The sequence below is a fragment of the Streptomyces sp. Qhu_M48 genome (assembly GCF_051305195.1).
GTDB lineage: Bacteria > Actinomycetota > Actinomycetes > Streptomycetales > Streptomycetaceae > Streptomyces.
The window spans coordinates 1,172,976-1,198,054 of sequence record NZ_CP195432.1 but is presented as its reverse complement, the minus strand read 5'-3'; the positions used below and the strand labels follow the sequence as shown (position 1 = coordinate 1,198,054).

Genomic DNA, 25,079 nt, shown 5'->3' with positions numbered 1-25,079 from the left:
CGTTCTACTTCCCGTTGCGGCCGCGCCGGTGCTCACCGCGACTGTCGTCGCGGCCCTCGGTGCGGAGGTCGTACTGCTCGTACGCGTCGACGATACGGCCGACGAGCTTGTGCCGGACGACATCCTGCGACGTGAGCGTCGAGAAGTGGACGTCCTGGACGCCTTCCAGGATGTCCCGGACCTGACGCAGACCACTCTTCGTCCCGTTCGGCAGGTCGACCTGGGTGACGTCACCGGTGATGACGATCTTCGAGTCGAAGCCGAGGCGGGTGAGAAACATCTTCATCTGCTCGGGGTTCGTGTTCTGCGCCTCGTCGAGGATGATGAAGGCGTCATTCAGGGTACGACCCCTCATATATGCCAGCGGCGCGACCTCGATCGTGCCGCTCGCCATGAGCTTGGGGATCGAGTCGGGGTCGAGCATGTCGTGCAGGGCGTCGTAGAGCGGGCGCAGGTAGGGGTCGATCTTCTCGTAGAGCGTGCCGGGCAGGAAGCCGAGGCGCTCGCCGGCCTCGACGGCCGGGCGGGTCAGGATGATCCGGGTGACCTGCTTGGACTGCAGGGCCTGGACCGCCTTCGCCATGGCGAGATAGGTCTTTCCGGTGCCGGCGGGGCCGATGCCGAAGACGATCGTGTGCTTGTCGATCGCGTCGACGTACCGCTTCTGGTTGAGCGTCTTGGGGCGGATCGTGCGTCCCCGGTTGGAGAGGATGTTCTGCGTGAGCACCTCGGCGGGAGTCTCCTCGCCGCCCTCCGATCCGTTCTCGCTCGCCCTGAGCATGGCGATCGAGCGTTCCACTGCGTCCTCCGTCATCGGCTGACCGGTGCGGAGCACCAGCATCATCTCGTCGAACAGGCGCTGGATCAGCGCGACTTCCGCCGCGTCGCCGACCGCGCTGACCTGGTTGCCCCGGACGTGGATGTCGGCCTGCGGGAACGACCGCTCGATCACGCGGAGCAGCGCGTCACCGGAGCCGAGCAGGCTCACCATCGGATGCTTGGCGGGGACGGTGAACTGGGCGCGGGCCTGTCCGGGCGCCCCGTCGCGGGGCGAGTCCTGGGATGTGGGTGTCTGAGTCATGGGCCGGCACTGTGGCCTGCGCATACCTCCTGTTGCAGGGTTCTCGCCGCTCGACAACCTCTGGCTCCCCAGCCTACGACCTGGCGGTGACAGGCCGAAGGGATTTACGGGGCGGCGGCGCGGAAGCCGATCGTGGGCACCGCGCGGCGCAGCGGCCAGGGGCGCGCGGGGGCCGGGAGGAGCCGCTCCAGGAAGGCGTAGCGGCCGCGCAGGGTCTCGGGGTCCTGCTGGGCGTGGCCCTGGACGTGCTGCCACCAGGCGGCGATCTCGCCCCAGGTGGGGGCGGACAGGGAGCCGCCGAACTCCTGGACGGAGAGGGCGGCGGTGAGGCCGGCGAAGGCGAGCCGGTCGGCGAGCGGCCAGTCGGCGAGGGTGCCGGTGACGAATCCGGCGACGAAGACGTCTCCGGCGCCGGTCGGGTCGAGGGCGGAGACCTGGATGGCGGGGACCTCGGCGGTCTCGCCGGTGGCGCCGTCGACGGCGTAGGCGCCCTCGGAGCCGAGGGTGACGACGGCGTAGCGGACCTTGTCGGCGAGGGCGCGCGCGGCGGCCCGGGGGCAGTCGGTGCGGGTGTAGCGCATCGCCTCGGCGGCGTTGGGCAGGAAGGCCTCGCAGTGGGCGAGGTCGGGGAGGCCGGCCAGGTCCCAGCGGCCGGTGTCGTCCCAGCCGACGTCGGCGAAGACCTTGGCGCCGCCGCGGGCGGCCCGGGCGACCCATTCCTCGCCGCGTCCGGGGACGAGGGAGGCGACGGCCGCGCGGGCGTGCGGCGGGTAGGCGGGCAGGGCGCCTTCCAGGGGCGGGGCCTCGTGGCCGTGGGAGACCATCGTGCGCTCGCCCTCGTAGGCCATGGAGACCGTGACCGGGGAGTGCCAGCCGGGGACGGTGCGGGAGAGGGAGAGGTCGATGCCCTCGCCCTGTTCGAGCGCGTCCCAGCAGTACTCGCCGTAGTGGTCGTCGCCGAAGGCGGCGGCGAGGGAGGTGCGCAGACCGAGGCGGGCGAGGGCGGTGGCCATGTTGGCGACGCCGCCGGGGCTCGATCCCATGCCCCGGGCCCAGGATTCGGTGCCCCGGACGGGGGCGCTGTCGAGGCCGGTGAAGATGATGTCGAGGAAGACGGTTCCGGTCAGGAAGACGTCGCACGCGGGGTCGGTGGGTTCGCGCAGACACACCAGGGGGTCGACTCCGGCGTCCTGGTGCGGCTGGTCTCCCCTTGCTGTGGTCACGGCGGACTCCCCGGTCGTGGTGCGCTGGATCGGCACCGTGGTGCTGATCTGGACAGTGTGCCCGATGGGGGTGGAGGGACGGGGGTGCCGCAACGCGGCGGTCACGTGTTCCCTCACCTCCATCAACCCAAACCAATAGTGACCCACATCACAGCCTGAATCGGGGGATACCACCTTCTCCGCTCACTCGGATGCTTGATACACATGGTGCCGCGACCCCGTGCGACCACCGGGCGCCGTCTCCTTTCCCTGTTCAGTTCCTGGAACGCCCATGTCGTCGCGCCCGCGCGTCCCGGGGGCTCTCGTCGCCCTCGTCTCCCTCTTCACGGCCGGATACCTCGCCCCGTACCTGCTGCCGACCGTCGTCGGCCGGCTCTCCGCCGGGCTCGGCCTCACCCCCGCGCAGGCGGGCCTCGTCGGCTCCGTCCTGCTGCTCGGCTCCTCCTCCGCGGGCTTCACGCTCGCCGCGCGCGGAGAACGCGTCGGCCCCCGCCGGGCGGCCCGCGCGGGCCTTCTCGCGATGGCCGTCGGATACGGCTCCGCCGCCGCCACCGGCATCGTGCCCCTGGTCGTCGCGGGCGCGGTCCTCGGCGGCCTCGGCTCGGGTACGGCGACGGCGGTGGCCGCCGCCGGGATCGCCGGCCAGAAGGACCCGCACCGGGCCTCGATCCTCGGCCTGCTCTCCGTGTCGGCCGCGGCGGGCGCCCTCTACCTCACCCTCCCGCACCTGGCCGGCGGCCACGCCCCGCCGCTGCTCGCCATCGCCTGCGCGGCGGCCCTCGTGTGGCCGCTGACGGGCCGCCTGCCGGACGCCACGCGCGCCGTACGGGAGGCCACGGCGGCCACGGGCCCGCTCCCCCACCGCCGAGCCGGAGCCGTGCTCGCGGGTGGCATCCTCTGCTGGTCCCTCGCGCAGAACGCGCTGTGGGGCGTCAGCGGCCGCATCGGACTCACCCAGGCCGGTCTCTCCGAGGTCACCGTTGGCGCGGTCTTCGCGGCGGCGCTCGGCGCCGGGCTCGTCGGGGTCACGGCGGCGGGGGCGCTCGGCTCGCGCCTCGGCCGGGCCGTCCCGATCGGGGTGGGCACCGTCCTCATCGCCGGCTGCGTCCTGCTCAGCTCGGCCGCCGGGGACCTGCTCTCCTTCGCCACCGGCGAGATCCTGTGGAACGCCGTCTACCCGGTGGTCCTCTCCTACCTCCTGGGCCTGGCCGCCTCCCTCGACCCGCGTGGCCGCTGGGCCGTCCTCGTCGGCTCGGCGTCCTCCCTGGGCGTGGCCTGCGGCCCGCTGGCCGGCAGCCTCCTGTCGGAGAGCGCCGGATACACGGGCATGGGCCTGACCCTGTGCACCCTGCTGCTCCTGGTCGCCGCCCCGATGACCGCGGTGGCCCGCCACGCCTCGGGCCGTCCCCTGGTCCCCGGCTCGGTACGCCGGAGGGGCGGGGCGCCGGCGGCGATCCTGGGCGGCACGGCGGCGGCGACACCGCCCACGGTCCCCCAGATGGGCGCGCCGGAACAGGAGGTCGCACCCGTTCCGGTCACGGCGGGCCGTCGCCGCCCGGCGAAGTCGTCGTACGGGCTGGCGCGGCCGAGCGACCGGGGGTGAGGGGGGCCTGCCGCTCAGTCCCTCGCCCGCGGCGCGCGCCCCGTCCGCGCCCCCGCCGACCGCCTACGCCACGTCGAACTCGTACGCCTCCACCTCGGCGAGATACCGCGCCCGCCGAGGCTCGTCGTCCTCCAGGAACGACGCCTGGAACGAGTTCCGCGCCAGCTCCCGAAGCTGCTCGGGCGAGAGCCCCAGCGCGTCCCGCACCCCCTCGAAGTTCTCGCCCACGTACCCCCCGAAGTAGGCCGGGTCGTCCGAGTTCACGGTGACGAGCAGTCCCTCCGCCATCATCGCCCGCAGCGGATGGTCGGCGAGGGTGTCGATCACGCGGAGGCGGACGTTCGACAGCGGACAGAGGGTGAGGGGGATCCGTTCGCGGGCGAGGCGGGCGACCAGGTCGGGGTCCTCCATGCAGCGCAGGCCGTGGTCGATCCGCTCCACTCCGAGGACGTCGAGCGCCTCGCGGACGTAGGCGGCCGGGCCCTCCTCGCCCGCGTGGGCGACGCGGCGCAGGCCGAGCGCCCGGGCCGCCTCGTACACCTCGCGGAACTTGGCCGGCGGGTGGCCGACCTCGGCCGAGTCGAGGCCGACGCCGGTGATCCGGTCGAGGTGGGGCTTCGCGGCGTCGAGGGTGGCGAGCGCCGATTCGGCCGACTCGTCGCGCAGGAAGCACATGATGAGCCGGGTGGAGATCCCGTACCGCTCCTCGGAGCGTTCGAGGGAGGCGCTCAGGCCCTCGACCACGGTGCCGAAGGGGACGCCGCGCGCGGTGTGCGCCTGCGGGTCGAAGAAGATCTCGGCGTGCCGGACGCCCTGCGCGGCGGCCCGCTCCAGGTAGGCGTCGGTGAGTTCCGTGAAGTCCTCGGCGGTGCGCAGGACCGCCATCAGGCCGTAGTAGAGGTCCAGGAAGGACTGGAGGTCGCTGAAGCGGTACGCCTCGCGCAGGGCGGCGGTGTCCTCGTACGGCAGGGTGACGCCGTTGCGGGCGGCGAGCGCGAAGGCCAGCTCGGGTTCGAGGGTGCCTTCGATGTGGAGGTGCAGCTCGGCCTTGGGAAGGCCGACGGGAAGGCCGGTGGGGAGGTGCATGGGGGGTGTCTATCTCTTCGGTACGGGGACCCTCATGAGGTCCTGGGCAATGCTCAGTTCGCCGTCGAACCCGGCCGCCCGCGCCTGCCGCTCGAACTCCGACGGGTCGGAGTAGCGCTGCGAGAAGTGGGTGAGGACGAGGTGGCGTACGCCCGCGTCCCGGGCGACGGCGGCGGCCTGTCCGGCGGTCAGATGGCCGTGGTCGGTGGCGAGGCGGACGTCCTCGTCGAGGAAGGTCGACTCGATGACGAGCATGTCGGCGCCCTCCGCGAGGGCGTGCACGCCCTCGCAGAGCCGGGTGTCCATGACGAAGGCGAAGCGCTGCCCGCGCCGGACCTCGCTGACGTCGTCGAGGGTGACGCCGTCGAGGACGCCCTCGCGCTGGATGCGGCCCACGTCGGGGCCCTTGATGCCGTGCGCGGCGAGCCGCTCGGGCAGGATGCGGCGCCCGTCGGGCTCGGTGAGCCGGTAGCCGAACGACTCGACGGGGTGCGAGAGCCTGCGCGCGTCGAGGGTGTACGTGTCGGTGACGGCGAGCGGCCCGTCGCCGGCCACCGGGGCCTCGGTCAGCTTCACGGTCTCGCGGTAGGCGGTGGCGTACCGCAGCCGCTCGAAGAAGTGCTGCCCGCTCGCCGGGTAGTGCGCGGTGACGGGGTGCGGGACCTGGTCGAGGTTGATCCGCTGGATCACCCCGGCCAGGCCGAGCGAGTGGTCGCCGTGGAAGTGCGTGACGCAGATCCGGTCGAGGTCGTGCGCGGCGACGCCGGCCCGCAGCATCTGGCGCTGGGTGCCCTCGCCGGGATCGAACAGGATGCCCTGTCCGTCCCAGCGCAGCAGGTAGCCGTTGTGGTTGCGGTGTCGGGTCGGGACCTGGCTGGCGGTGCCGAGGACGACCAGTTCGCGTACGGACACGGGCTATCCGGGGGGCCAGTTGAGGCCGCGCCCGCCGAGCACGTGCGCGTGGGCGTGGAAGACGGTCTGGCCCGCGCCGGCGCCGGTGTTGAGGACGATCCGGTAGCCGTGGCCGTCGGTCTTCTCCTGGGCGGCGACCTCACCGGCCTCGCGCAGCACGTCGGCCGCGACCTCCGGCGCTCCGGCGGCCAGCGAGGCGGCGTCCGGGTAGTGGAGGCGCGGGATCACCAGGACGTGGCTGGGCGCCTGCGGGTTGATGTCGCGGAAGGCGACCGTCGTCGCCGTCTCGCGCACGATCGTCGCCGGTACCTCCCCCGCCACGATCTTGCAGAACAGGCAGTCGCTCTGCGGCTCTCCGGCCATGGCCCGGGCCTCCTCGCCTCGTCGGTCGGTACACGGGCATGCTATCCGCCGCCCCCGCCGTCACCCGTCCGGGCTCAGTCCTTGGGCGCGCGCCGGTTCAGGGCCGAGCGGCTCACCCAGTACGTGATGATCACGGCCCAGAACAGGGGTGTCCCGAGTCCGCCGACCACGCCCGCGTCGAAGGACCACAGGGCCATCGTCACCACCGAGTACAGGCCGAGCAGCCCCACGACGGTGGCCATCGCGATCACCGGCCCGCAGGAGCGCGCCACGAGGAACATCGGGCGGCGCAGCCGGGGCGGCACCCGGCGGCCCATCCACAGGACCCAGCCGCCCCAGGCGCCGACGAGCACGGCCGCGCCGATCGCGAAGGGGACGAAGGCCTCGGCGCCGGTGGCCCCGCCGCGTACCGAGGCGGCGCCGAACGTCGAGGCGATGAAGCCGAGCAGGGCCACCCAGCGGGCCCCGGCCACGGTGTTCCAGGCCATGGCCTCCAGGTTGTAGCGGGCCTTGCGGTCCTCGATGTCGAGGGCGGCGGAGGCGACGAAGCCCTCGGCGGCCTGGGTCCAGGCCCCGCGCCGGAACCAGCGGCGCCGCAGCCTCAGCAGGGAGAGGTTGTTGTGGGCCTCGCTGCTCTGCGGGTTGAGCCGCAGCGTCGCCTCGTAGGCCCGCTGCGCGGTGGCGTGGTCGCCCCGTCGCTGGGCGGTGAGCCCGACCAGGAAGTGAGCCGCGTCCTCCTCGGGGGCGAGGCTGACGGCGGCGCGGGCGGCCTCGTACGCCTCGACGGTACGCGCGGGCGTGCGCGCGTGCTCTCCGAACTGGGCGAGGGCGGTGCCCAGGGCGTAGTGGGTGCCCCAGTACTGCGGGGCGAGCTGGACGGCGTAGCGGGCGGAGGTCTCTGCGTCCTGGAACCGCCGCAGGCCCAGCAGGATCTGGACGCGCATCAGCCAGGCCATGAGCAGCTCGGGTTCGGCGCTCAGCGCGCGGTCCACGGCGTCCAGGGCGGCCGGGTGGTCCTCGGCGCGGTGGTGGCAGCGGGCGAGCAGGACGAGTGCCTCGGCGTCCTCCGGTTCGGTCGCCAGGTGCTGGGCGACGAGCTCGCCGGCCTGTGCGTACCGCCCGGTGTCGTAGAGCGCCTCGGCGCGCAGGAGCGTCGTCGGGGTGGTCACAGCTTGCGCTTCCGCTTGAGGTGGGCGAGGAGGTCGTCGTACAGGCCGCCCTCGTTGGCGAACATGGCCACGTTCCGGGCGGCCGCGAACCACGGCTCGGTGGACGGCTTGATCTGCTTGGCCGCGCCGAGCAGGTCCTTGGTGCTGATGAGCCGTACGGAGCCGCTGCGGGCGGAGTCGAGGAGCGCGGTCTCGGCGGCCGTCTCGCAGACGTGGGCGAGGTCGGCGCCGGAGAAGTCCTCGGTGGCCTTGACGAGCTTGCCGAGGTCGACGGCCTCGATGGGGCGCTCGCGCAGGTGGTAGCGGAGGATCGCCTCGCGGGCGGTGGCGTCCGGCGGGAGCACGAGCAGGGTGCGGTCGAGGCGGCCGGGGCGGCGGAGCGCGATGTCCACGTCCCAGGGCACGTTGGTGGCGGCGAGCACGAAGACGCCCTCGTTGCCCGCTCCGCTCGCGATGCCGTCGAGCTCGGTGAGGAGCTGGTTGACGACGTTGCGCAGGCCGCTGGAGTGCGTACGGGAGCGCTTGGCGCCGAGGGCGTCCAGCTCGTCGAGGAAGACCACGCAGGGGGCCTGGCGGCGGGCGGTCTCGAAGATGTCGTGGATGTTCTTCTCGGAGGCCCCGATCCACATGTCGAGGACGTCGGAGAGCGAGACGGTGAGGAAGTTCGCGCCGAGCTCGCCCGCGACGGCCCGGGCGATGAACGTCTTGCCGCAGCCGGGCGGGCCGTAGAGGAGCAGGCCGCCCCTGAGCGACTTGCCGTAGAGCCTGCGCAGTTCGGGGTTGCGCATGGGGGCGAGGAAGGCGGCCTCCAGGCGGTCCTTGACCTCGTCCATGCCGCCGACGTCGGCGAGGCGTACGGAGCCGGGGGCGTCGACGTCCCAGGCGGCGGCGTCCCCGGCGGTGCCCTCGCCGTCGGCCGCCTGCGGGCCCTCCAGGAAACGGGGTCCGACGACGTCCTGGACCTGCTGCTCGGCTGCGGCCCAGTCGAAGGCGGGTCCGTCGCCCGCGGCGGCCGGGGGCGAGGACGGGGGCTGGTCGGGGGCGCTCTCCGCCGGGGCGGGGGCGCTCTCCCCAGGAGTGGGGGCGGGGGCCTGAGCGGGGCTCGACGTCGCGGCCGGAGCCGCGGGCGGAGTGGGCGGAGTCGCGGGCGGAGTGGGCGGCAGCCCCATCGCCCGCATCATCAGCGCACGCGCGTCCGCGTCCCCCGGCGCGTGCTGGAGGGCGACGGCCGCCTCGGCGACGGCCTCGTCGTTCCGTCCCTCGGAGAGGAGGAGTTCGGCGAAGTGGAGACGCAGGGGTACGTCGCCGGGGGCGGCGGCCACGGCGGCGCGCAGACTGCGGATCAGAGGGGACTCGTCGGCCATGCCGCCACCCTATGGATGCGCCGGGGGCCGCTGTCCACCGGGTTCGGTACGCGGCCGGGCGTAGGGTGCGCCGCATGAGACGGACACGCGCGCCGCGCAGACTGACGGTGGACGACGCGGTGTGGCTGTGGAACGTCGGCCACACCCACCCGGAGTGCCGGACGTACCTCACCCTGCGCCCGGCCGGGACCCGCCACACCGGTCTCCGGCTCGTCTTCCGGAGCGGCCCGGGCCGCATCACGGGCGGGTACACGATGGGCACCGGCGAGGTGGCCGCCACGGGCGGCGGCCGGCTCAACCTGAACGAGCCCGGCGTGGTCCGCCGCTTCCTCGACGAGGCCTCGGCCCGCGGCCTCTTCCCGACCGCGCACGGCATACGCGAGACGGACGGCTGGCCGCTCTTCGACGTCCTGACGGGGGCGGAGGGGGCGGAGGACCAGGGAGGGCCGGAGAAGCGGAAGGGGTAGGACGGCGCCTAGCTCCAGCGCCCCGTACGCCCCAGGACCAGCGCCGTCGCCGCCGTGCCCGCCGTGGACGTGCGCAGCACGCTGCGGCCGAGCCGGTACGGCTTCGCCCCGGCCGCCTCGAACGCGGCGAGCTCCTCCGGGGAGACCCCGCCCTCGGGGCCGACGACCAGCACGACCGAGCCCTTCTCGGGGAGTCCGGCGGTGGCCAGCGCCCCGCTCGGGTGGTCACGGTCCTCGTGCAGGACGGCCGCGAAATCGGCCCCCGCGAGAAGGGCCGCGACCTGCTTGGTCGTCATCGGGTCCGCGACCTCGGGGAACCGGGAGCGGCGCGACTGCTTGCCGGCCTCGCGCGCGGTGGAGCGCCACTTGGCGAGCGCCTTGAGGCCCCGGTCGCCCTTCCACTGCGTGATGCAGCGGGAGGCGGCCCACGGCACGATCCCGTCGACGCCGGTCTCCGTCATCGTCTCGACGGCGAGTTCGCCCCGGTCGCCCTTGGGCAGCGCCTGGACGACGGTGATCCGGGGCTCCTCCTCGGGATCCTCGTGGACCGCGTCGACCCGCACGGTCAGCTGGTCCTTGCCCTCGGCGGCGAGCACCACGCACGCGGCCCAGCGGCCCCGGCCGTCGGCGAGGACGAGCTCCTCGCCCTCACGCAGCCGCTTCACGGAGACGGCGTGCCGGCCCTCGGAGCCGTCCAGGAGGAAGCTTCCGGCGCCGGGGACGGCGTCGACGACGAAGACGGGTGCGGTCATGAGGCGCTCCTGGGGGCCAGCTCGGAGAGGGCGGTGTCGAGTTCGGTGGCCAGCACCTCGACCAGCTGCCCGGCGGGGAGCTCACGGGCGAGCCGGTGGCCCTGCCCGGCCCACAGGGCCATGCCCTGGGCGTCGTTCGCGGTGGCGGCGGCCTTGCGGAGCGGGGCGGTGAGGTGGTGGATCTCGGGGTACGCGGCGGGGGCGTACGGCCCGTGCTCACGCATGAAGCGGTTGACGAGACCGCGCGCCGGACGTCCGGAGAAGGCCCGGGTGAAGGCGGTCCGGGTGAACAGCGGGTCCGTCAGGGCCCGCTTGTGCAGCGGGTGGGCGCCCGACTCGGGGCAGCGGAGGAAGGCGGTGCCCAGCTGGGCGGCATCGGCCCCGGCGGCGAGGACGGCGGCGATCTGGGCGCCGCGCATGATCCCGCCGGTGGCGACGATCGGCAGGGCGACGCTCTCGCGGACCTGGGTGAGGAGGGCGAGCAGCCCGGTGCCGGGGGCGCCGTCGTCGGCCGGGTCGTCGCGGTGGGTGCCCTGGTGTCCACCGGCCTCGACGCCCTGGACGCAGACGGCGTCGGCGCCGGCCTGCTGGGCGGCGAGGGCCTCTTCGGCGGAGGTGACGGTCACGATCGTGAACGTACCGACGCGGGCGAAGGAGGCGAGGGCCTCCGGCGTGGGGCAGCCGAAGGTGAAGGAGACGACGCGGACCGGGTCCTCCAGGAGGAGGGCCAGCTTGGCGTCGTAGGCGTCGTCGCGACTGTCGTCGGCCTCGCCGAGCGGCACGTCGTACCAGGTGGCCTCGCCGGCCAGCTGGTGGCGGTAGACCTCGACGGCGGCGGGGTCGGCGGGGCGTCCGGTCTGCGGCATGAAGAGGTTGACACCGAAGGGGCGGGAGGTGAGCCCGCGCACCTGCTTGATCTCCTGGTAGAGGCCTCCGGCCGTCTTGTACCCGCCGGCCAGGAAGCCGAGCGCCCCGGCCTCGCAGACGGCTCCGACCAGCTCGGGGCAGGAGGCGCCACCCGCCATGGGGGCCTGCACGATCGGAAACCGAGAGAGATCGTTCAGCGCGGTGGTGGACATATGGGCATCGTGTCATGCCCCTGCTTCGGGGCCGAATCCGTACGTCAGGTCACGAGCCCACACGGAAGGGGCGGCACCCGCCTGCGCGAGTGCCGCCCCTCTCCGAACCGTTCTAACCGGGCCTACCGCCCGTTGAACGCGTCCTTCAACCGCGAGAACAACCCCTGCTGCCCCGGCTGACCGTGTCCACCCGGGGGACGACCCCCGGACCCCCAGCAGGGCGCCTACCGCCCGTTGAACGCGTCCTTCAACCGCGAGAACAACCCCTGCTGCCCCGGCTGGAACTGGCCGGTGGGCCGCTCCTCGCCGCGCAGCTTGGCCAGTTCGCGCAGCAGTCGTTCCTGCTCGGCGTCGAGCTTGCCCGGGGTCTGCACCTCGACGTGCACGATCAGGTCGCCCCGGCCGTTGCCCCGCAGGTGGGTGATGCCACGGCCGTGCAGCGGGATCGACTGGCCGGACTGGGTGCCCGGACGGACGTCGATCTCCTCCAGGCCGTCGAGGGTCTGCAGCTGCACCTTGGTGCCGAGCGCGGCCGCCGTCATCGGGAGGGTGACCGTGCAGTGCAGGTCGTCGCCGCGCCGCTGGAAGGTGTCGTGCGGCGTCTCGTGGATCTCGACGTACAGGTCGCCGGCGGGGCCGCCGCCGGGGCCGACCTCGCCCTCGCCCGCGAGCTGGATCCGGGTGCCGTTGTCGACACCGGCCGGGATCTTGACGGTGAGGGTGCGGCGGGACCGGACCCGGCCGTCGCCCGCGCACTCGGGGCACGGGGTCGGGACGACGGTGCCGAAGCCCTGGCACTGCGGGCAGGGCCGCGAGGTCATGACCTGGCCGAGGAAGGACCGGGTGACCTGCGAGACCTCGCCACGGCCACGGCACATGTCACAGGTCTGCGCGGAGGTGCCGGGTGCGGCGCCCTCGCCCGAGCAGGTCGTACAGACGACCGCCGTGTCGACCTGGATGTCCTTGGTGGTGCCGAAGGCGGCCTCGTTGAGGTCGATCTCCAGACGGATCATGGCGTCCTGGCCGCGGCGGGTCCGCGAGCGCGGTCCGCGCTGCGAGGCCGTGCCGAAGAAGGCGTCCATGATGTCGGAGAAGTTGCCGAAACCACCGGCCCCGAACCCGCCCGCGCCGCCTCCGCCGGAGGCCGAGAGGGGGTCGCCGCCCAGGTCGTAGACCTGCTTCTTCTGCGGGTCCGAGAGGACCTCGTAGGCGGCGTTGATCTCCTTGAAGCGCTCCTGCGTCTTCGGATCGGGATTGACGTCCGGGTGCAGCTCGCGCGCGAGCCTCCGGAACGCCTTCTTGATCTCGTCCTGGGACGCGTCGCGGCGCACGCCGAGTACGGCGTAGTAGTCCGTGGCCACTTACGACTCCGCCAGGATCTGTCCGACGTAACGTGCCACTGCGCGTACCGCTCCCATCGTTCCGGGGTAGTCCATGCGGGTCGGTCCGACCACGCCGAGTTTGGCGACTGCCTCGCCGCCCGAACCGTAGCCGACCGAGACGACGGACGTGGAGCTCAGCCCCTCGTGGGCGTTCTCGTGCCCGATGCGTACGGTCATGCCCGATTCCTTGGCCTCGCCCAGCAGCTTGAGGAGCACGACCTGCTCCTCGAGAGCCTCCAGGACGGGCCTGATCATCAGGGGAAAGTCGGGGCCGAAGCGGGTGAGATTGGAGGTGCCGCCGATCATCAGCCGCTCCTCGTGCTCCTCGACCAGGGTTTCGAGGAGGGTCGCGAGCACGGTCGAGACCGTGGCGCGGTCCTCGACCTCCTCGAAGGACTCGGGGAGGTCCTGCACCAGCTGCGGCACGTCGGCGAACCGGCGGCCGACGACCCGGCTGTTGAGCCGGGCCCGCAGATCGGCGAGCGAGGTCTCGCCGAAGGGCACGGGGCAGTCGATGACACGCTGCTCGACCCGACCGGTGTCCGTGATGAGGACGAGCATCAGGCGGGCGGGCGCCAGCGAGAGCAGTTCCACGTGCCGGACGGTCGAGCGGGTCAGCGAGGGGTACTGGACGACGGCGACCTGGCGGGTCAGCTGGGCGAGCAGGCGGACCGTGCGGCCGACGACGTCGTCCAGGTCCACCGCGCCGTCGAGGAAGTTGTGGATGGCCCGGCGCTCGGGCGTCGACAGCGGCTTGACGCCGGCGAGCCGGTCGACGAAGAGCCGGTAGCCCTTGTCGGTCGGGATGCGGCCGGCGCTGGTGTGGGGCTGGGCGATGAAGCCCTCCTCCTCCAGCACGGCCATGTCGTTGCGCACGGTGGCGGGCGAGACGCCGAGCTTGTGGCGCTCGGTGAGCGCCTTGGAGCCGACGGGCTCCTCCGTCCCGACGTAGTCCTGGACGATGGCGCGCAGGACCTCGAGTCTGCGTTCGCTGAGCATCGTGCGCACCTCCAGCTGTCGTCGTCGTTCCGGTTGCTCCGCTTTTGGCACTCACCCTCTTCGAGTGCCAGCGCCCCTCGGCCAGTGTACGGCGGCGGGCGTCGCTCCTGGCAAGGCGGCGGTGCCCCCATCGGTTAGCGTCGCGGCATGGACGTGGATTGGGAAGCGTACGGGTGGGAGCGGCTCGCGGACGGGGTGGGCCGGCGGCGGCTGCCGGGATGGGACGCCACGGTGGGACTGGTACTGGGGGAACGGGGCGTGCTGCTGTACGACACGGGCTCCTCGCTCGCGGAGGGCGCCGAGCTGCGGACCCGGATCGCGGGACTCACGGGCGGCCGGAGAGTGACGCACATCGCACTGAGCCATCCGCATTTCGACCATGTGCTCGGCACGGCGGCGTTCGCGGGCGCGGAGGTCTTCGGCGCGGTGGGATCGGACGAGCTGCTCGGCCGGGAGCGGGAACGGGAGGCGCTGCGCGGGGACGCCGTGCGGCACGGTCTGGACGCGACGGCGGCGGCGGAGGCGGTGGACGTCCTGGTGTCCCCGCGCCACGTGGTCTCCGGCGAGTGGACGCTCGACCTGGGCGACCGGCAGGTCCTCCTGGCGAACGTCGGACCCGCCCACACGGGTCACGATCTGGTGGTCCTCGTCCCCGGTTCGCGCGAGGTCGTCTTCTGCGGCGACCTGGTCGAGGAGTCGGGCGAGCCGCAGGCGGGCCCGGACGCGATCCCCGCCCGCTGGCCGGACGCGCTGGACCGGCTGCTGCGGCTCGGCGGCGAGGACGCGGTGTACGTACCGGGGCACGGGGCGGTGGTGGACGCCGCTTTCGTACGACTCCAGCGGGAGGAACTGGCACGCCGCTTCCAGGTGGCCTAACGTCACCGGGATGCGCAGCTACAACCCGGATCTGACACCCCCTTGGAAGAAGTCGGCGCCCGTTCCCGAGGTGCCGGCCGACCGTGACCTCGTCGTCGAGGAGGTCACGACGGGCTTCTGCGGGGCGGTGATCCGCTGCGAGGCGGGCATGGTGACCCTGGAGGACCGCTTCGGCAAGCACCGGGTGTTCCCGCTGGACCCGCGCGGCTTCCTCCTGGAGGGCCGCGTGGTGACCCTGGTCCGCCCGTCCGCCGCTCCCGCCGCCCCGACCCGCACGGCCTCGGGCTCGGTCGCGGTGCCGGGGGCACGCGCGCGCGTGGCGCGGGCGGGCCGGATCTACGTCGAGGGCCGTCACGACGCGGAGCTCGTGGAGCGGGTCTGGGGCGACGACCTGCGCATCGAGGGCGTGGTCGTGGAGTACCTGGAGGGTGTGGACGACCTGCCGGCGATCGTCGCGGAGTTCGCCCCGGCGCCGGACGCCCGCCTCGGCGTCCTGGTGGACCACCTGGTCCCGGGCTCGAAGGAGTCGAAAATCGCGGCCCGGGTGACCTCCCCGGACGTCCTGGTCGTGGGCCACCCGTACATCGACGTCTGGGAGGCGGTGAAGCCGTCCTCGCTCGGCATCCCGGCCTGGCCGACGGTCCCGCGCGGCCAGGACTGGAAGACGGGCGTGTGCCGGGCCCTGGGCTGGCCGGAGAACACGGGCGCGGCCTGGCAGCACATCCTGTCGAGGGTGACGAGCTACCGGGATTTGGAACCGGAGCTGCTGGGCCGGGTGGAAGAGCTGATCGACTTCGTCACAGCCCCGTAGCCCCCGCCCCGGCGGGCTTTCGACCGCTTTGTGGCCCCACGCACCCCGTTGTGGGCAATCGTTCCGCTGGGGCGGAACGGGTGGGCTCAACGGACGGCGCCCTGGGTGGCGCCTCGCCCGCTGTTACCCAACCACCGGCGCGGCGCACTACAAGGGCCCCGCACCACCAGCGGCCGTCCTAGTCCACCAGATCCCGCACCACCGCATCGGCGAGCAGCCGCCCCCGCAGCGTCAGCACGGCCCGCCCGGCCGCGTAGGGCTCGGCGTCGAGCAGCCCGTCGGCGAGCGCCTTGCGGGAGGCCGCGAGCCCCGCCGGCTTGAGCAGCGACAGCTCCACGCCCTCCAGAAGCCGCAGTTCGAGGAGGATCCGCTCGACCCGCCGGTCCTCCTCGGAGAGCAGCTCACGGCCGGCCCCGGGCGACTTCCCTCCGGCGAGGGCGGCCGCGTACGTCCCGGGGTGCTTCACGTTCCACCAGCGCACGCCGCCGACGTGGCTGTGGGCTCCGGGGCCCGCGCCCCACCAGTCCGCGCCCCGCCAGTACAGCTCGTTGTGGAGGCAGCGGCCGGCCTCCGAGGTGGCCCAGTTGGACACCTCGTACCACTCGAACCCGGCCCCGGAGAGGACGTCCTCGGCGATCAGGTAGCGGTCGGCGTGCACGTCGTCGTCGGTCATCGGGACCTCGCCGCGCCGGATGCGGCGGGCCAGCTGCGTCCCCTCCTCGACGATCAGCGCGTAGGCGCTGACGTGGTCGGGTCCGGCGCCGATGGCCGCGTCGAGCGAGGCCCGCCAGTCGTCGTCGGTCTCGCCCGGCGTGCCGTAGATGAGGTCGAGGTTGACGTGGTCGAAACCGGCCGCCCGCGCCTCCGCGACGCAGGCCTCGGGCCGGCCGGGCGTGTGCGTCCGGTCGAGGATCTTCAGGACGTGCTGCTTGGCGCTCTGCATGCCGAAGGAGATCCGGTTGAAGCCGCCCTCCCGCAGCTCGGCGAGGTACGCGGGGTTCACGGACTCCGGGTTCGCCTCGGTCGTCACCTCGGCGTCGTCCGCGAGCCCGAACTCGTCGCGTACGGCCCCCAGCATCCGTACGAGGTCCCCGGCGGCGAGCAGCGTCGGCGTGCCCCCGCCGACGAACACGGTCCGCACCGGTCGGGGGTCGTCGCCGAGGACCTTCCGGGCGAGCCGGATCTCCTCGGCGACCTGCTCGGCGTAGTTGTCCCGGGAGGCGAGCACGCCGCCGGTGCCGCGCAGCTCGCTCGCGGTGTAGGTGTTGAAGTCGCAGTAGCCGCAGCGGGTCGCGCAGTACGGCACGTGCAGGTAGAACCCGAGGGGCCGCTCCCCCGCCCCTTCCAGGGCGTGCGGGGGCAGCGCCCCGTCGTCGGGAACGGTCTCACCATCGGGCAGTACGGAAGGCATGAGCCCCATTGTCCCGTACTGCCCGAGGTGGATGCCCTCCCTGTGGACAACCGGCCGGCCGGTTGTCCACAGGCCGTGCGCCGGGGGTCAGGACTCCCTGGATCCGGCGTACATCTCGTCGATGAGGCCCTTGTACTCGCGCTCCACGACCGGCCGCTTCAGCTTCAGCGACGGGGTCAGCTCGCCGTGCTCGATGTCGAGGTCGCGCGGGAGCAGGCGGAACTTCTTGATCGTCTGCCAGCGCTGGAGGCCCTCGTTGAGGCGGTCGACGTAGCCCTGGACCATCTTCACGGTCTGCGGGGCGGCGACGACCTCGGCGTACGGCTTGCCCGCGAGGTCGTGGTCGGCGGCCCAGCCGAGGAGGGAGGGCTCGTCGAGGGCGATCAGCGCGGTGCAGAAGTTCCGGTCGGCGCCGTGGACGAGGATGTTCGAGACGAACGGGCAGACGGCCTTGAACTGGCCCTCGACCTCGGCCGGCGCGATGTACTTGCCGCCGGACGTCTTGATCAGGTCCTTCTTCCGGTCGGTGATCCGGAGGTAGCCGTCGGCGGACAGCTCGCCGATGTCACCCGTGTGGAACCAGCCGTCGGACTCCAGGACCTCGGCCGTCTTCTCCGGCAGGCCGTGGTAGCCCTCCATGATGCCGGGGCCGCGCAGCAGGATCTCGCCGTCGTCGGCGATCCGGACCTCGGTGCCGGGGAGCGGCTTGCCGACGGTGCCGGTGCGGTAGGCCTCGCCCGGGTTGACGAAGGAGGCGGCGGAGGACTCCGTGAGGCCGTAGCCCTCCAGGATGTGGATGCCCGCGCCGGAGAAGAAGTAGCCGATGTCAGGGGCGAGCGCGGCGGAGCCGGAGATGCAGGCGCGCAGGTTGCCGCCGAAGGCGTCCCGGATCTTGGCGTAGACGAGGGCGTCGGCGACCTTGTGCTTGGCCGTGAGGCCGAAGGGCGCGGAGGCGGTCCCGGTGCGGCGGAAGTTGTCCTGGCTGGCCTTGGCGTAGTCGCGGGAGACGCCGGCCGCCCACTGGAAGATCTTGTACTTGGCTCCGCCGGCGGCCCGGGCCTTGGCGGCGACGCCGTTGTAGACCTTCTCGAAGATGCGGGGAACCGCCGCCATGTAGGTCGGCTGGACCACCGGAAGGTTCTCGATGATCTTGTCGACGCGGCCGTCGACGGCGGTGACGTGGCCGACCTCGATCTGGCCGGAGGTGAGGACCTTGCCGAAGACGTGCGCGAGCGGCAGCCACAGGTACTGGACGTCGTCCTGGGTGACGAGGCCGGTGGCGGCGATGGCCTTGGCCATGTAGGACCAGTTGTCGTGCGGGAGGCGGACGCCCTTGGGGCGGCCGGTGGTGCCCGAGGTGTAGATGATCGTGGCGAGCTGCGTGGAGGTGATCGCCGCGACCCGCTCCTTGACGGCCTCGGGGTGCTTCTCCAGGTAGGCCTTGCCGCGCGCCTCCAGGTCGGCGAGGGAGAGGACCCACTCGCCGTCGCTCTCCACCCCGGTGGCGTCGATGACGATCACATGGTGGAGGTTCGGCAGGTCGGCGCGGCGCTCGACGGCCTTGGCGAGCTGGGCGGCGTCCTCGGCGATGAGGACCCGGGACTCGGAGTCGGAGAGGATGAACGCCGACTCCTCGGCGTTCGTCTGCGGGTAGACCGTGGTGGTCGCGGCGGCCGCGCACATCACGCCGAGGTCGGCGAGGATCCACTCCACCCGGGTGGAGGAGGCGAGGGCGACCCGCTGCTCGGGCCGCACCCCCAGGTCGACGAGGCCCGCGGCGATCGCGAAGACCCGCTCGGCGGCCTGGCCCCAGCTGAGCGACTTCCAGTCGTCCGGGCCGGTACCGGAGGCGGCGGGCACCGGGTAGCGGTAGGCCTCCGCGTCCGGGGTCCGCTCGACGCGCTCAAGGAAGAGGGTCGCCACGGAGGGCGGCCGGTTCTCGATCTGGGTCTGTGTGTCGCTCACGACGTCCTCCGGGCGGCGGCGGTGCCTTCTGGTGGTTCGTAACTAACTGGCGAGTAACCTTCGAGTTCGGGATCAGAGTAAAGGCCCGACGACCGGCGCGTAAGAGTCTGCAGGCCGCCGCTTCATAACGAACGGGCCCACGCGCACCCTGCACGTGGACCCGTTCATCGACCGTCTCTTCCGGCTACTTCTTCTTGCCGGAGGACTCGTCGCTCGACAGCACGGCGATGAAGGCCTCCTGGGGCACCTCCACCGAGCCGACCATCTTCATGCGCTTCTTGCCCTCCTTCTGCTTCTCCAGCAGCTTCCGCTTACGGGAGATGTCACCGCCGTAGCACTTGGCGAGGACGTCCTTGCGGATGGCGCGGATGGTCTCGCGGGCGATGACCCGGGAGCCGATCGCGGCCTGGATCGGCACCTCGAAGGCCTGCCGCGGGATGAGCTCGCGCAGCTTGGCGACGAGCCGCACACCGTAGGCGTACGCGGCGTCCTTGTGGGTGACGGCGGAGAACGCGTCGACCTTGTCGCCGTGCAGCAGGATGTCGACCTTGACCAGGCTGGAGGCCTGCTCGCCGGTGGGCTCGTAGTCGAGGGAGGCGTAACCGCGCGTCTTGGACTTCAGCTGGTCGAAGAAGTCGAAGACGATCTCGGCGAGGGGCAGGGTGTAGCGGATCTCGACCCGGTCCTCGGAGAGGTAGTCCATGCCGATCAGCGTGCCCCGACGGGTCTGGCACAGCTCCATGATCGCGCCGATGAACTCACTGGGGGCGAGGATCGTGGCGCGTACGACGGGCTCGTACACGTCGTTGATCTTGCCCTCGGGGAACTCGCTCGGGTTGGTGACCGTGTGCTCGCTGCCGTCCTCCATGACCACGCGGTAGACCACGTTGGGGGCGGTGGCGATCAGGTCGAGCCCGAACTCGCGCTCCAGGCGCTCACGGATGACGTCGAGGTGGAGCAGCCCCAGGAAGCCGACGCGGAAGCCGAAGCCGAGCGCCGCGGAGGTCTCCGGCTCGTAGACGAGCGCGGCGTCGTTGAGCTGGAGCTTGTCGAGGGCCTCGCGGAGGTCCGGGTACTCCGAGCCGTCCAGCGGGTAGAGACCCGAGAACACCATCGGCTTCGGGTCCTTGTAACCGCCGAGGGCCTCGGTGGCGCCCTTGTTCAGGGAGGTGATCGTGTCACCGACCTTGGACTGACGGACGTCCTTCACACCGGTGATGAGGTAGCCGACCTCGCCGACGCCGAGACCGTCGGACGGCGTCATCTCGGGCGAGGAGACGCCGATCTCCAGGAGCTCGTGGGTGGCGCCGGTCGACATCATCCTGATGCGCTCGCGCTTGTTGAGCTGCCCGTCGATCACTCGCACGTACGTGACCACACCCCGGTACGAGTCGTACACGGAGTCGAAGATCATCGCGCGGGCGGGGGCGTCGGCGACACCGACCGGGGCGGGAACGTCCCGGACGACCCGGTCGAGCAGCGCACCGACACCGACACCGGTCTTCGCGGAGACCTTGAGGACGTCCTCCGGCTGGCAGCCGATGAGGTTGGCCAGCTCCTCGGAGAACTTCTCCGGCTGGGCGGCCGGCAGGTCGATCTTGTTCAGCACCGGGACGATGGTGAGGTCGTTCTCCATCGCCAGGTACAGGTTGGCCAGGGTCTGCGCCTCGATGCCCTGGGCCGCGTCGACCAGCAGGACCGTGCCCTCACAGGCCGCGAGCGAACGCGAGACCTCGTACGTGAAGTCGACGTGCCCAGGGGTGTCGATCATGTTCAGGATGTGCGTGTCGCCCTGGGCCGGCCCCTCGGTCGGCGCCCAGGGCAGCCGGACCGCCTGAGACTTGATCGTGATGCCGCGCTCCCGCTCGATGTCCATGCGGTCGAGATACTGGGCACGCATCTGCCGCTGGTCGACCACACCGGTCAGCTGGAGCATCCGGTCGGCGAGCGTGGACTTGCCGTGGTCGATGTGCGCGATGATGCAGAAGTTGCGGATCAGAGCCGGGTCGGTACGGCTCGGCTCGGGCACGTTGGTAGGAGTCGCGGGCACGCAGGGTCTCGTCTCGGGGCGATGTCGGATCGATACGTAGGCTCCATGGTCCCATGCCCGTCGCCCGGCGCCCGGTTTGGGCGGGCCCGAGGGCGGCTGATACTGTGGACAGCTGTGTCTCGTATGCCCTCTCAGCTGCGAGACGCATCCAGAAGGAACATCGAACCTGTAAAGGCTCTTTCGTGGCGAACATCAAGTCCCAGATCAAGCGGAACAAGACGAACGAGAAGGCGCGCCTGCGCAACAAGGCCGTCAAGTCCTCGCTCAAGACCGCGATCCGCAAGGCCCGTGAGGCCGTCGCCGCCGGCGACGTCGAGAAGGCCACTGTTGCCACTCGTGCCGCCTCGCGTCAGCTCGACAAGGCTGTCTCGAAGGGTGTCATCCACAAGAACGCCGCCGCCAACAAGAAGTCGGCGCTGGCGATCAAGGCTGCCTCCCTCCAGGGCTGAGCTCTGATGTAACAGGCCGCACGGGACCCAGCGGGCCCTCTCTCCCGCTCCCGCCCGGCCACCCAGGACTCGCACGCGGACGCGTTCGCCACGCGGGTGCGAGCCCACCCAGATCACGCCGAAGGCCCCGCCCCCTCCTTCCCCAGGAGCGGCCGGGGCCTTCGGCGTGTCCGGAGCTGGACGGGGCTGGACGGGGCTGGACAGGGCTGCCCGCCGAAGGGGATGTGCCGGGGGGATGAGGGCTCCGGAGGGCCGGGGGAATGAGGGCTCCGGGGGCCGGGGGATGGGATCCCGGGGGTCTGGGGGCGGAGCTCCCAGGGGGGCCGGGGGGCACAGCCCCCAAGGGGGCCGGGGGGGCGCAGCCCCCAAGGGGGCCGGGGGGGCGCAGCCCCCAAGGGGCCGCCCTTAACCCCGACCCCCACCAGCCCCCGGCAGGGTTTCGGGAAGGGGCGGGGTGGGGGAATGTCCGCACCAGCCACCACCCACCCCGCACGGACCGTCCACTCCGGCGGCCCGGCAGGTCAGCGGGCAGGGGCAGCAAGCCAAACCGTCGGGCCAGCCCCACGGGGCAGCAAGCCAATACCGTCGGCCCCACAGGGCGGACGGCGCAGGCCGGCCCCCTACCCCCGTCGCATCCTCGCCGCCCGCGCCACCGCGACCACTGCCTTCTCCAGGGCGTACTCCGGGTCGTCCCCGCCGCCCTTCACCCCCGCGTCCGCCTCCGCGATCGCCCGCAGCGCCACCGACACCCCGTCCGGGGTCCAGCCCCGCATCTGCTGCCGTACGCGGTCGATCTTCCAGGGCGGCATGCCCAGCTCCCGCGCCAGGTCGGCGGGTCGCCCGCCGCGCGCCGACGACAGCTTGCCGATCGCCCGTACGCCCTGCGCGAGCGCACTGGTGACGAGCACCGGCGCGACCCCGGTCGAGAGGGACCAGCGGAGCGCCTCCAGGGCCTCCGCCGCCCGCCCCTCGACCGCGCGGTCCGCGATGTTGAAGGAGGAGGCCTCGGCGCGGCCGGTGTAGTACCGCCCGACGACGGCCTCGTCGATCGTCCCGTCGACGTCGGACGTGAGCTGCGCGACCGCGGAGGCGAGCTCCCGCAGGTCGCTGCCGATCGAGTCCACGAGCGCCTGGCAGGCCTCGGGCGTGGCCGCCCGCCCCAGCGTCCGGAACTCCTGCCGGACGAACGTCAGCCGTTCCGCCGGCTTCGTCGTCTTCGGACAGGCCACCTCCCGCGCCCCCGCCTTGCGCGCGGCGTCGAGCAGGCCCTTGCCCTTGGCGCCGCCCGCGTGGAGCAGGACGAGCGAGATGTCCTCGATGGGGTCGTCGAGGTAGGCCTTGACGTCCTTGACCGTGTCGGCGGACAGGTCATGGGCGTTCCGCACGACCAGCACCTTGCGCTCGGCGAAGAGCGAGGGGCTGGTGAGCTCCGCCAGCGAGCCGGGCTGGAGCTGGTCGGACATGAGATCGCGCACGTCCGTGTCGGCGTCGGCGGCCCGGGCGGCCGCCACCACCTCCTGGACGACGCGGTCGAGGAGCAGGTCCTCCTGCCCCACGGCGAGCGTCACGGGGCCGAGGAGGTCGTCGGGGGAAGTCTTTCTGGTGGCCATCGCGATCCAGCATCCCACGGGCCACCGACAGTCGGGCCACCGACGGCGATGCCCGAGAATGGCGGGGTGAGTGAACGACACGTACTGGTACTCCCCGACCGCGACGCCGCCGAGGAGGTCGCCGGGGAGCTTCCCGACCGTTTCGGCGTCGCCGAGGAACCGCAGCTCGTCCGGGACTCCCTGGCCGGTGAGGACGACGCCGAGGACGCGCAGTGGCTGGTGGTCGTCGAGGACCCGGACGGCAGGCTCGACCCGGCGGCGCTGGACGACCTGGCCGCCGAGTACGAGGGCTGGCTGGAGGCCCCTTAGCGCTCCCCGGCGCGGTGCCTCAGCCCCGCGCCGCCGCGTGGGGAGACCCGGCCGCTTCGCGCCGCTCCGCCGAAGACAGGCCTCGACCTCGGACGTCGAAGCGGCGCCCACGGGGGCGGCTTCTGCCGCCAGGTCAACACCGCGTTCGCCGTACTGCTCCGGGGCTCGGATACAGGCCCCTATCCGACGGGCGTCGACTCCCCTTCGCTGGTGGGCAGCTCCCTCATCCGCGGCAGCGGCGACGGCAGCACCCACAGCACCGCGAGGACGGCTCCGACGGTGGCGATCCACAGCGTCGGACGCAACCCGATCGCGGTGCCGAGCAGGCCTCCGACGAGCGCGCCGATGGGGCGGAACCCGTGGTTGAGGGTCCGGAAGGCCCCCATGACCCGGGCCCGTACGGCGTCGGGGATCAGCGCCATCTGGAATGACCCCGCCGCGATGTCCACGATCATCACGCCGACGCAGGAGAGGAACTCCGCCACGAACAGCACGGCCACCACCAGCGGCAGCGGACCTTCGGCCAGGGGTATGAGGACCAGGGGCAGCGTGAACCCGAGGAACCCGGCGACGAGCGAGCCTCCGATGCCGATCCGCCGGACGACCGCCCCGCCGCACACCGCTCCGAGGAGGCCGCCCACGGCTCCCGCTCCGAGAATCAGGCCGAGCAGGCCCGCGCCGATGCCCAGTTCGGTGGTCACGTACAGCACGAAGAGGGTGTGGAACATGTAGTTGAAGAACTGCACGGTTCCGGAGGCGGCGAAGAGCGCGCGCATCGAACGCTCCCGGACCAGCCAGCGCAGCCCCTCCGTGAAGTGGCCCTTGGCGACGGGGGCCGGCGGAGGTTCGACCGGCTTGATCCGGGCCAGGTAGCCGGCCGACACCAGATAGGTGAGGGCGTCCGCGAGCAGGGCGAAGGGAGCGGTGAGGAACTGCACGAGAAGTCCGCCGACCCCGGGCCCCGCCAGCCAGGCCGTCGAACGGCTGCCGTTGACCAGCGCGTTCGCCTGCACATAGCGCTCGGTGGGGACGAGCGCCACGAGCAGCGTGGTGTTGCAGACCTCGAAGAGCACGGTGAGCGCGCCGATCCCGAAGGCCACCACGTAGAGCTGGGTGAGCGTCAGCGCGTCCAACGCGTATGCCACGGGGAGCGTCAGCACCAGTGCCGCCCGCCCGAGGTCGGCCGCGATCATGGTGCGTCTACGGCTGGCCTGCCGGTCGGCCCAGGCGCCGAACGGCAGGTTGAGCAGGAGCGCGGGCAGGAGTTCGGCGGCCTTGAGCCACCCCATCGCCGTGGCATCGGCGCCGAGCACCAGGACGGCGGCGAGCGGGATCGCCATGAGCGATATCTGGTCTCCCGCGAGGGAGATGGTCTGCCCGGTCCAGTAGCGGCGGAAGGTCCGCTCGCGCAGCAGCTCCGGTATGCGTTCCGCGAGGGTCATCCCGCTCACTCCTTCTCGTTCTCGGGGGTTTCCTGGTCCAGGTAGGCGATCCGCAGGACGATGACGGGCCGGGCGCCCTCCGGCCGGAGGGACGGGTCGGACGCGCGCCCCTCGTAGGGCGCGAGCAGGGCGTCGATCCGCTCGCCGAGACCGGTCAGCTCCTCGGGGGTGAGGTGGAGCAGGGAGTCGCCGAACTGCTCGGCCTCCCGCCACTCCTTCGGCAACCGGTGACGGTTCTCCATGGCGTGGGTGACCCGCTCGAAGTACCGCTCGGCGATCGCCGCGCTCAGCGCGTCGGCGGCCTGCGAGACCGCCGCGTCCTCGCTGTACTCCGGCCACTCGGTGTAGCGGGCCGTGGCCCGCCAGGGCTTCTCCCGCCCCCGGCCGCCCGGCGCCTCCTCCACCAGCCCGTACTTGGCGAGTATCCGCAGGTGGTAGGAGCAACTGGCGACGGACTCCCCGGTCAGCGCGGCGGCCCGGGTGGCGGTGAAGGGTCCGCTGCTGCGCAGGAGTCCCACGAGGGTCATCCGCAGGGGGTGGGCGTAGGCCCGCAGGGCGCGGGGGTCGGTGAGTCGAATACTGCGGGGCTGCTCGCCCTCGGGCCTCGGGTCACTGGTCTCCGACATGATGAAAGGTAGCTTTAGAAAGACTTCTTTACAAGCATTTCTTTACACCG

General features: G+C 72.4%; 23 protein-coding genes. 6 read left to right on the top strand and 17 right to left on the bottom strand.

Features of this window, described 5'->3' with window-relative positions:
• Positions 1–4: 4 nt before the first annotated feature.
• The gene (locus ACRRSS_RS05645; protein WP_435970102.1) at positions 5–1,081 is read right to left on the bottom strand and encodes a PhoH family protein; all 1,077 of its coding nucleotides are present in this window, start codon (positions 1,079–1,081) and stop codon (positions 5–7) included.
• Positions 1,082–1,185: 104 nt separating this feature from the next.
• Positions 1,186–2,304, bottom strand: a complete 1,119-nt coding sequence (locus ACRRSS_RS05640; RefSeq protein ID WP_435975260.1) for a carbohydrate kinase family protein — start codon at positions 2,302–2,304, stop codon at positions 1,186–1,188.
• 271 nt (positions 2,305–2,575) lie between these two features.
• Here ACRRSS_RS05640 and ACRRSS_RS05635 point away from each other — a divergent pair, with 271 nt between their 5' ends.
• The gene (locus ACRRSS_RS05635; RefSeq protein WP_435970101.1) at positions 2,576–3,907 is read left to right on the top strand and encodes an MFS transporter; all 1,332 of its coding nucleotides are present in this window, start codon (positions 2,576–2,578) and stop codon (positions 3,905–3,907) included.
• Positions 3,908–3,970: 63 nt separating this feature from the next.
• On the opposite strand, the gene ACRRSS_RS05630 is transcribed toward ACRRSS_RS05635, so the two are convergent.
• The 5 genes from ACRRSS_RS05630 to ACRRSS_RS05610 all read right to left on the bottom strand — a co-directional run bounded on the left by ACRRSS_RS05630 (position 3,971) and on the right by ACRRSS_RS05610 (position 8,801).
• On the bottom strand, positions 3,971–4,993 hold the full coding sequence (locus ACRRSS_RS05630; protein ID WP_435970100.1) for an adenosine deaminase: 1,023 nt from the start codon (positions 4,991–4,993) through the stop codon (positions 3,971–3,973).
• Positions 4,994–5,002: 9 nt separating this feature from the next.
• A complete protein-coding gene (locus tag ACRRSS_RS05625; protein ID WP_435970099.1) occupies positions 5,003–5,905 on the bottom strand; it encodes a ribonuclease Z in 903 nt (300 codons plus the stop codon).
• A 3-nt stretch (positions 5,906–5,908) separates the two neighbouring features.
• Positions 5,909–6,268, bottom strand: coding sequence for a histidine triad nucleotide-binding protein (locus tag ACRRSS_RS05620; protein ID WP_435970098.1), 360 nt, complete (start codon positions 6,266–6,268; stop codon positions 5,909–5,911).
• Between the two features lie 74 nt (positions 6,269–6,342).
• Positions 6,343–7,437, bottom strand: coding sequence for a tetratricopeptide repeat protein (locus tag ACRRSS_RS05615; RefSeq protein WP_435970097.1), 1,095 nt, complete (start codon positions 7,435–7,437; stop codon positions 6,343–6,345).
• A complete protein-coding gene (locus tag ACRRSS_RS05610; RefSeq protein WP_435970096.1) occupies positions 7,434–8,801 on the bottom strand; it encodes an AAA family ATPase in 1,368 nt (455 codons plus the stop codon). Before ACRRSS_RS05610 ends, ACRRSS_RS05615 begins: the two co-directional genes overlap by 4 nt.
• Positions 8,802–8,875: 74 nt before the next feature.
• On the opposite strand from ACRRSS_RS05610, the gene ACRRSS_RS05605 reads away from it, so the two are divergent.
• Positions 8,876–9,268: a hypothetical protein gene (locus ACRRSS_RS05605; RefSeq protein WP_435970095.1), complete on the top strand. Its 393-nt coding sequence runs from the start codon at positions 8,876–8,878 to the stop codon at positions 9,266–9,268.
• A gap of 8 nt (positions 9,269–9,276) precedes the next feature.
• On the opposite strand, the gene ACRRSS_RS05600 is transcribed toward ACRRSS_RS05605, so the two are convergent.
• The 4 genes from ACRRSS_RS05600 to hrcA form a co-directional block, all read right to left on the bottom strand.
• Positions 9,277–10,020, bottom strand: coding sequence for a 16S rRNA (uracil(1498)-N(3))-methyltransferase (locus tag ACRRSS_RS05600; protein WP_435970094.1), 744 nt, complete (start codon positions 10,018–10,020; stop codon positions 9,277–9,279).
• Positions 10,017–11,099, bottom strand: coding sequence for a nitronate monooxygenase (locus tag ACRRSS_RS05595; protein WP_435970093.1), 1,083 nt, complete (start codon positions 11,097–11,099; stop codon positions 10,017–10,019). The genes ACRRSS_RS05600 and ACRRSS_RS05595 overlap by 4 nt, the downstream gene beginning before the upstream one ends.
• A 224-nt stretch (positions 11,100–11,323) precedes the next feature.
• Positions 11,324–12,460 carry a molecular chaperone DnaJ gene (gene dnaJ / locus ACRRSS_RS05590; protein ID WP_435970092.1) on the bottom strand — a complete coding sequence of 379 codons (1,137 nt, stop codon included), beginning with the start codon at positions 12,458–12,460 and terminating at the stop codon, positions 11,324–11,326.
• On the bottom strand, positions 12,461–13,480 hold the full coding sequence (gene hrcA / locus ACRRSS_RS05585; RefSeq protein WP_435970091.1) for a heat-inducible transcriptional repressor HrcA: 1,020 nt from the start codon (positions 13,478–13,480) through the stop codon (positions 12,461–12,463).
• A gap of 147 nt (positions 13,481–13,627) precedes the next feature.
• Between hrcA and ACRRSS_RS05580 the strand changes: the two genes are divergently transcribed.
• Together ACRRSS_RS05580 and ACRRSS_RS05575 are read left to right on the top strand one after the other, a co-directional pair.
• A complete protein-coding gene (locus tag ACRRSS_RS05580; RefSeq protein ID WP_435970090.1) occupies positions 13,628–14,356 on the top strand; it encodes an MBL fold metallo-hydrolase in 729 nt (242 codons plus the stop codon).
• Between the two features lie 10 nt (positions 14,357–14,366).
• On the top strand, positions 14,367–15,167 hold the full coding sequence (locus ACRRSS_RS05575; protein WP_435970089.1) for a DUF3097 domain-containing protein: 801 nt from the start codon (positions 14,367–14,369) through the stop codon (positions 15,165–15,167).
• A 178-nt stretch (positions 15,168–15,345) separates the two neighbouring features.
• On the opposite strand, the gene hemW is transcribed toward ACRRSS_RS05575, so the two are convergent.
• From hemW to lepA, 3 genes are all read right to left on the bottom strand, one after another.
• Complete coding sequence (gene hemW / locus ACRRSS_RS05570; RefSeq protein WP_435970088.1) at positions 15,346–16,578, bottom strand: radical SAM family heme chaperone HemW; 1,233 nt, start codon at positions 16,576–16,578, stop codon at positions 15,346–15,348.
• 87 nt (positions 16,579–16,665) lie between these two features.
• A complete protein-coding gene (locus ACRRSS_RS05565) occupies positions 16,666–18,543 on the bottom strand; it encodes an AMP-dependent synthetase/ligase (protein ID WP_435970087.1) in 1,878 nt (625 codons plus the stop codon).
• Between the two features lie 184 nt (positions 18,544–18,727).
• Entirely contained in the window at positions 18,728–20,593 is a 1,866-nt protein-coding gene (lepA, locus tag ACRRSS_RS05560; protein ID WP_435970086.1) for a translation elongation factor 4, read from the bottom strand.
• A 182-nt stretch (positions 20,594–20,775) separates the two neighbouring features.
• On the opposite strand from lepA, the gene rpsT reads away from it, so the two are divergent.
• A complete protein-coding gene (gene rpsT / locus ACRRSS_RS05555; protein WP_435970085.1) occupies positions 20,776–21,042 on the top strand; it encodes a 30S ribosomal protein S20 in 267 nt (88 codons plus the stop codon).
• A gap of 620 nt (positions 21,043–21,662) precedes the next feature.
• Here rpsT and holA read toward each other — a convergent pair.
• Complete coding sequence (gene holA / locus ACRRSS_RS05550; RefSeq protein WP_435970084.1) at positions 21,663–22,652, bottom strand: DNA polymerase III subunit delta; 990 nt, start codon at positions 22,650–22,652, stop codon at positions 21,663–21,665.
• 48 nt (positions 22,653–22,700) lie between these two features.
• Here holA and ACRRSS_RS05545 point away from each other — a divergent pair, with 48 nt between their 5' ends.
• Complete coding sequence (locus ACRRSS_RS05545) at positions 22,701–22,961, top strand: hypothetical protein (protein WP_435970083.1); 261 nt, start codon at positions 22,701–22,703, stop codon at positions 22,959–22,961.
• Positions 22,962–23,140: 179 nt separating this feature from the next.
• On the opposite strand, the gene ACRRSS_RS05540 is transcribed toward ACRRSS_RS05545, so the two are convergent.
• Positions 23,141–24,403, bottom strand: coding sequence for an MFS transporter (locus tag ACRRSS_RS05540; RefSeq protein WP_435970082.1), 1,263 nt, complete (start codon positions 24,401–24,403; stop codon positions 23,141–23,143).
• A gap of 5 nt (positions 24,404–24,408) precedes the next feature.
• Positions 24,409–25,029 (bottom strand): winged helix-turn-helix domain-containing protein, encoded by a 621-nt coding sequence (locus ACRRSS_RS05535; protein ID WP_435970081.1) that lies wholly within the window; start codon positions 25,027–25,029, stop codon positions 24,409–24,411.
• Between the last annotated feature and the right edge of the window lie 50 nt (positions 25,030–25,079).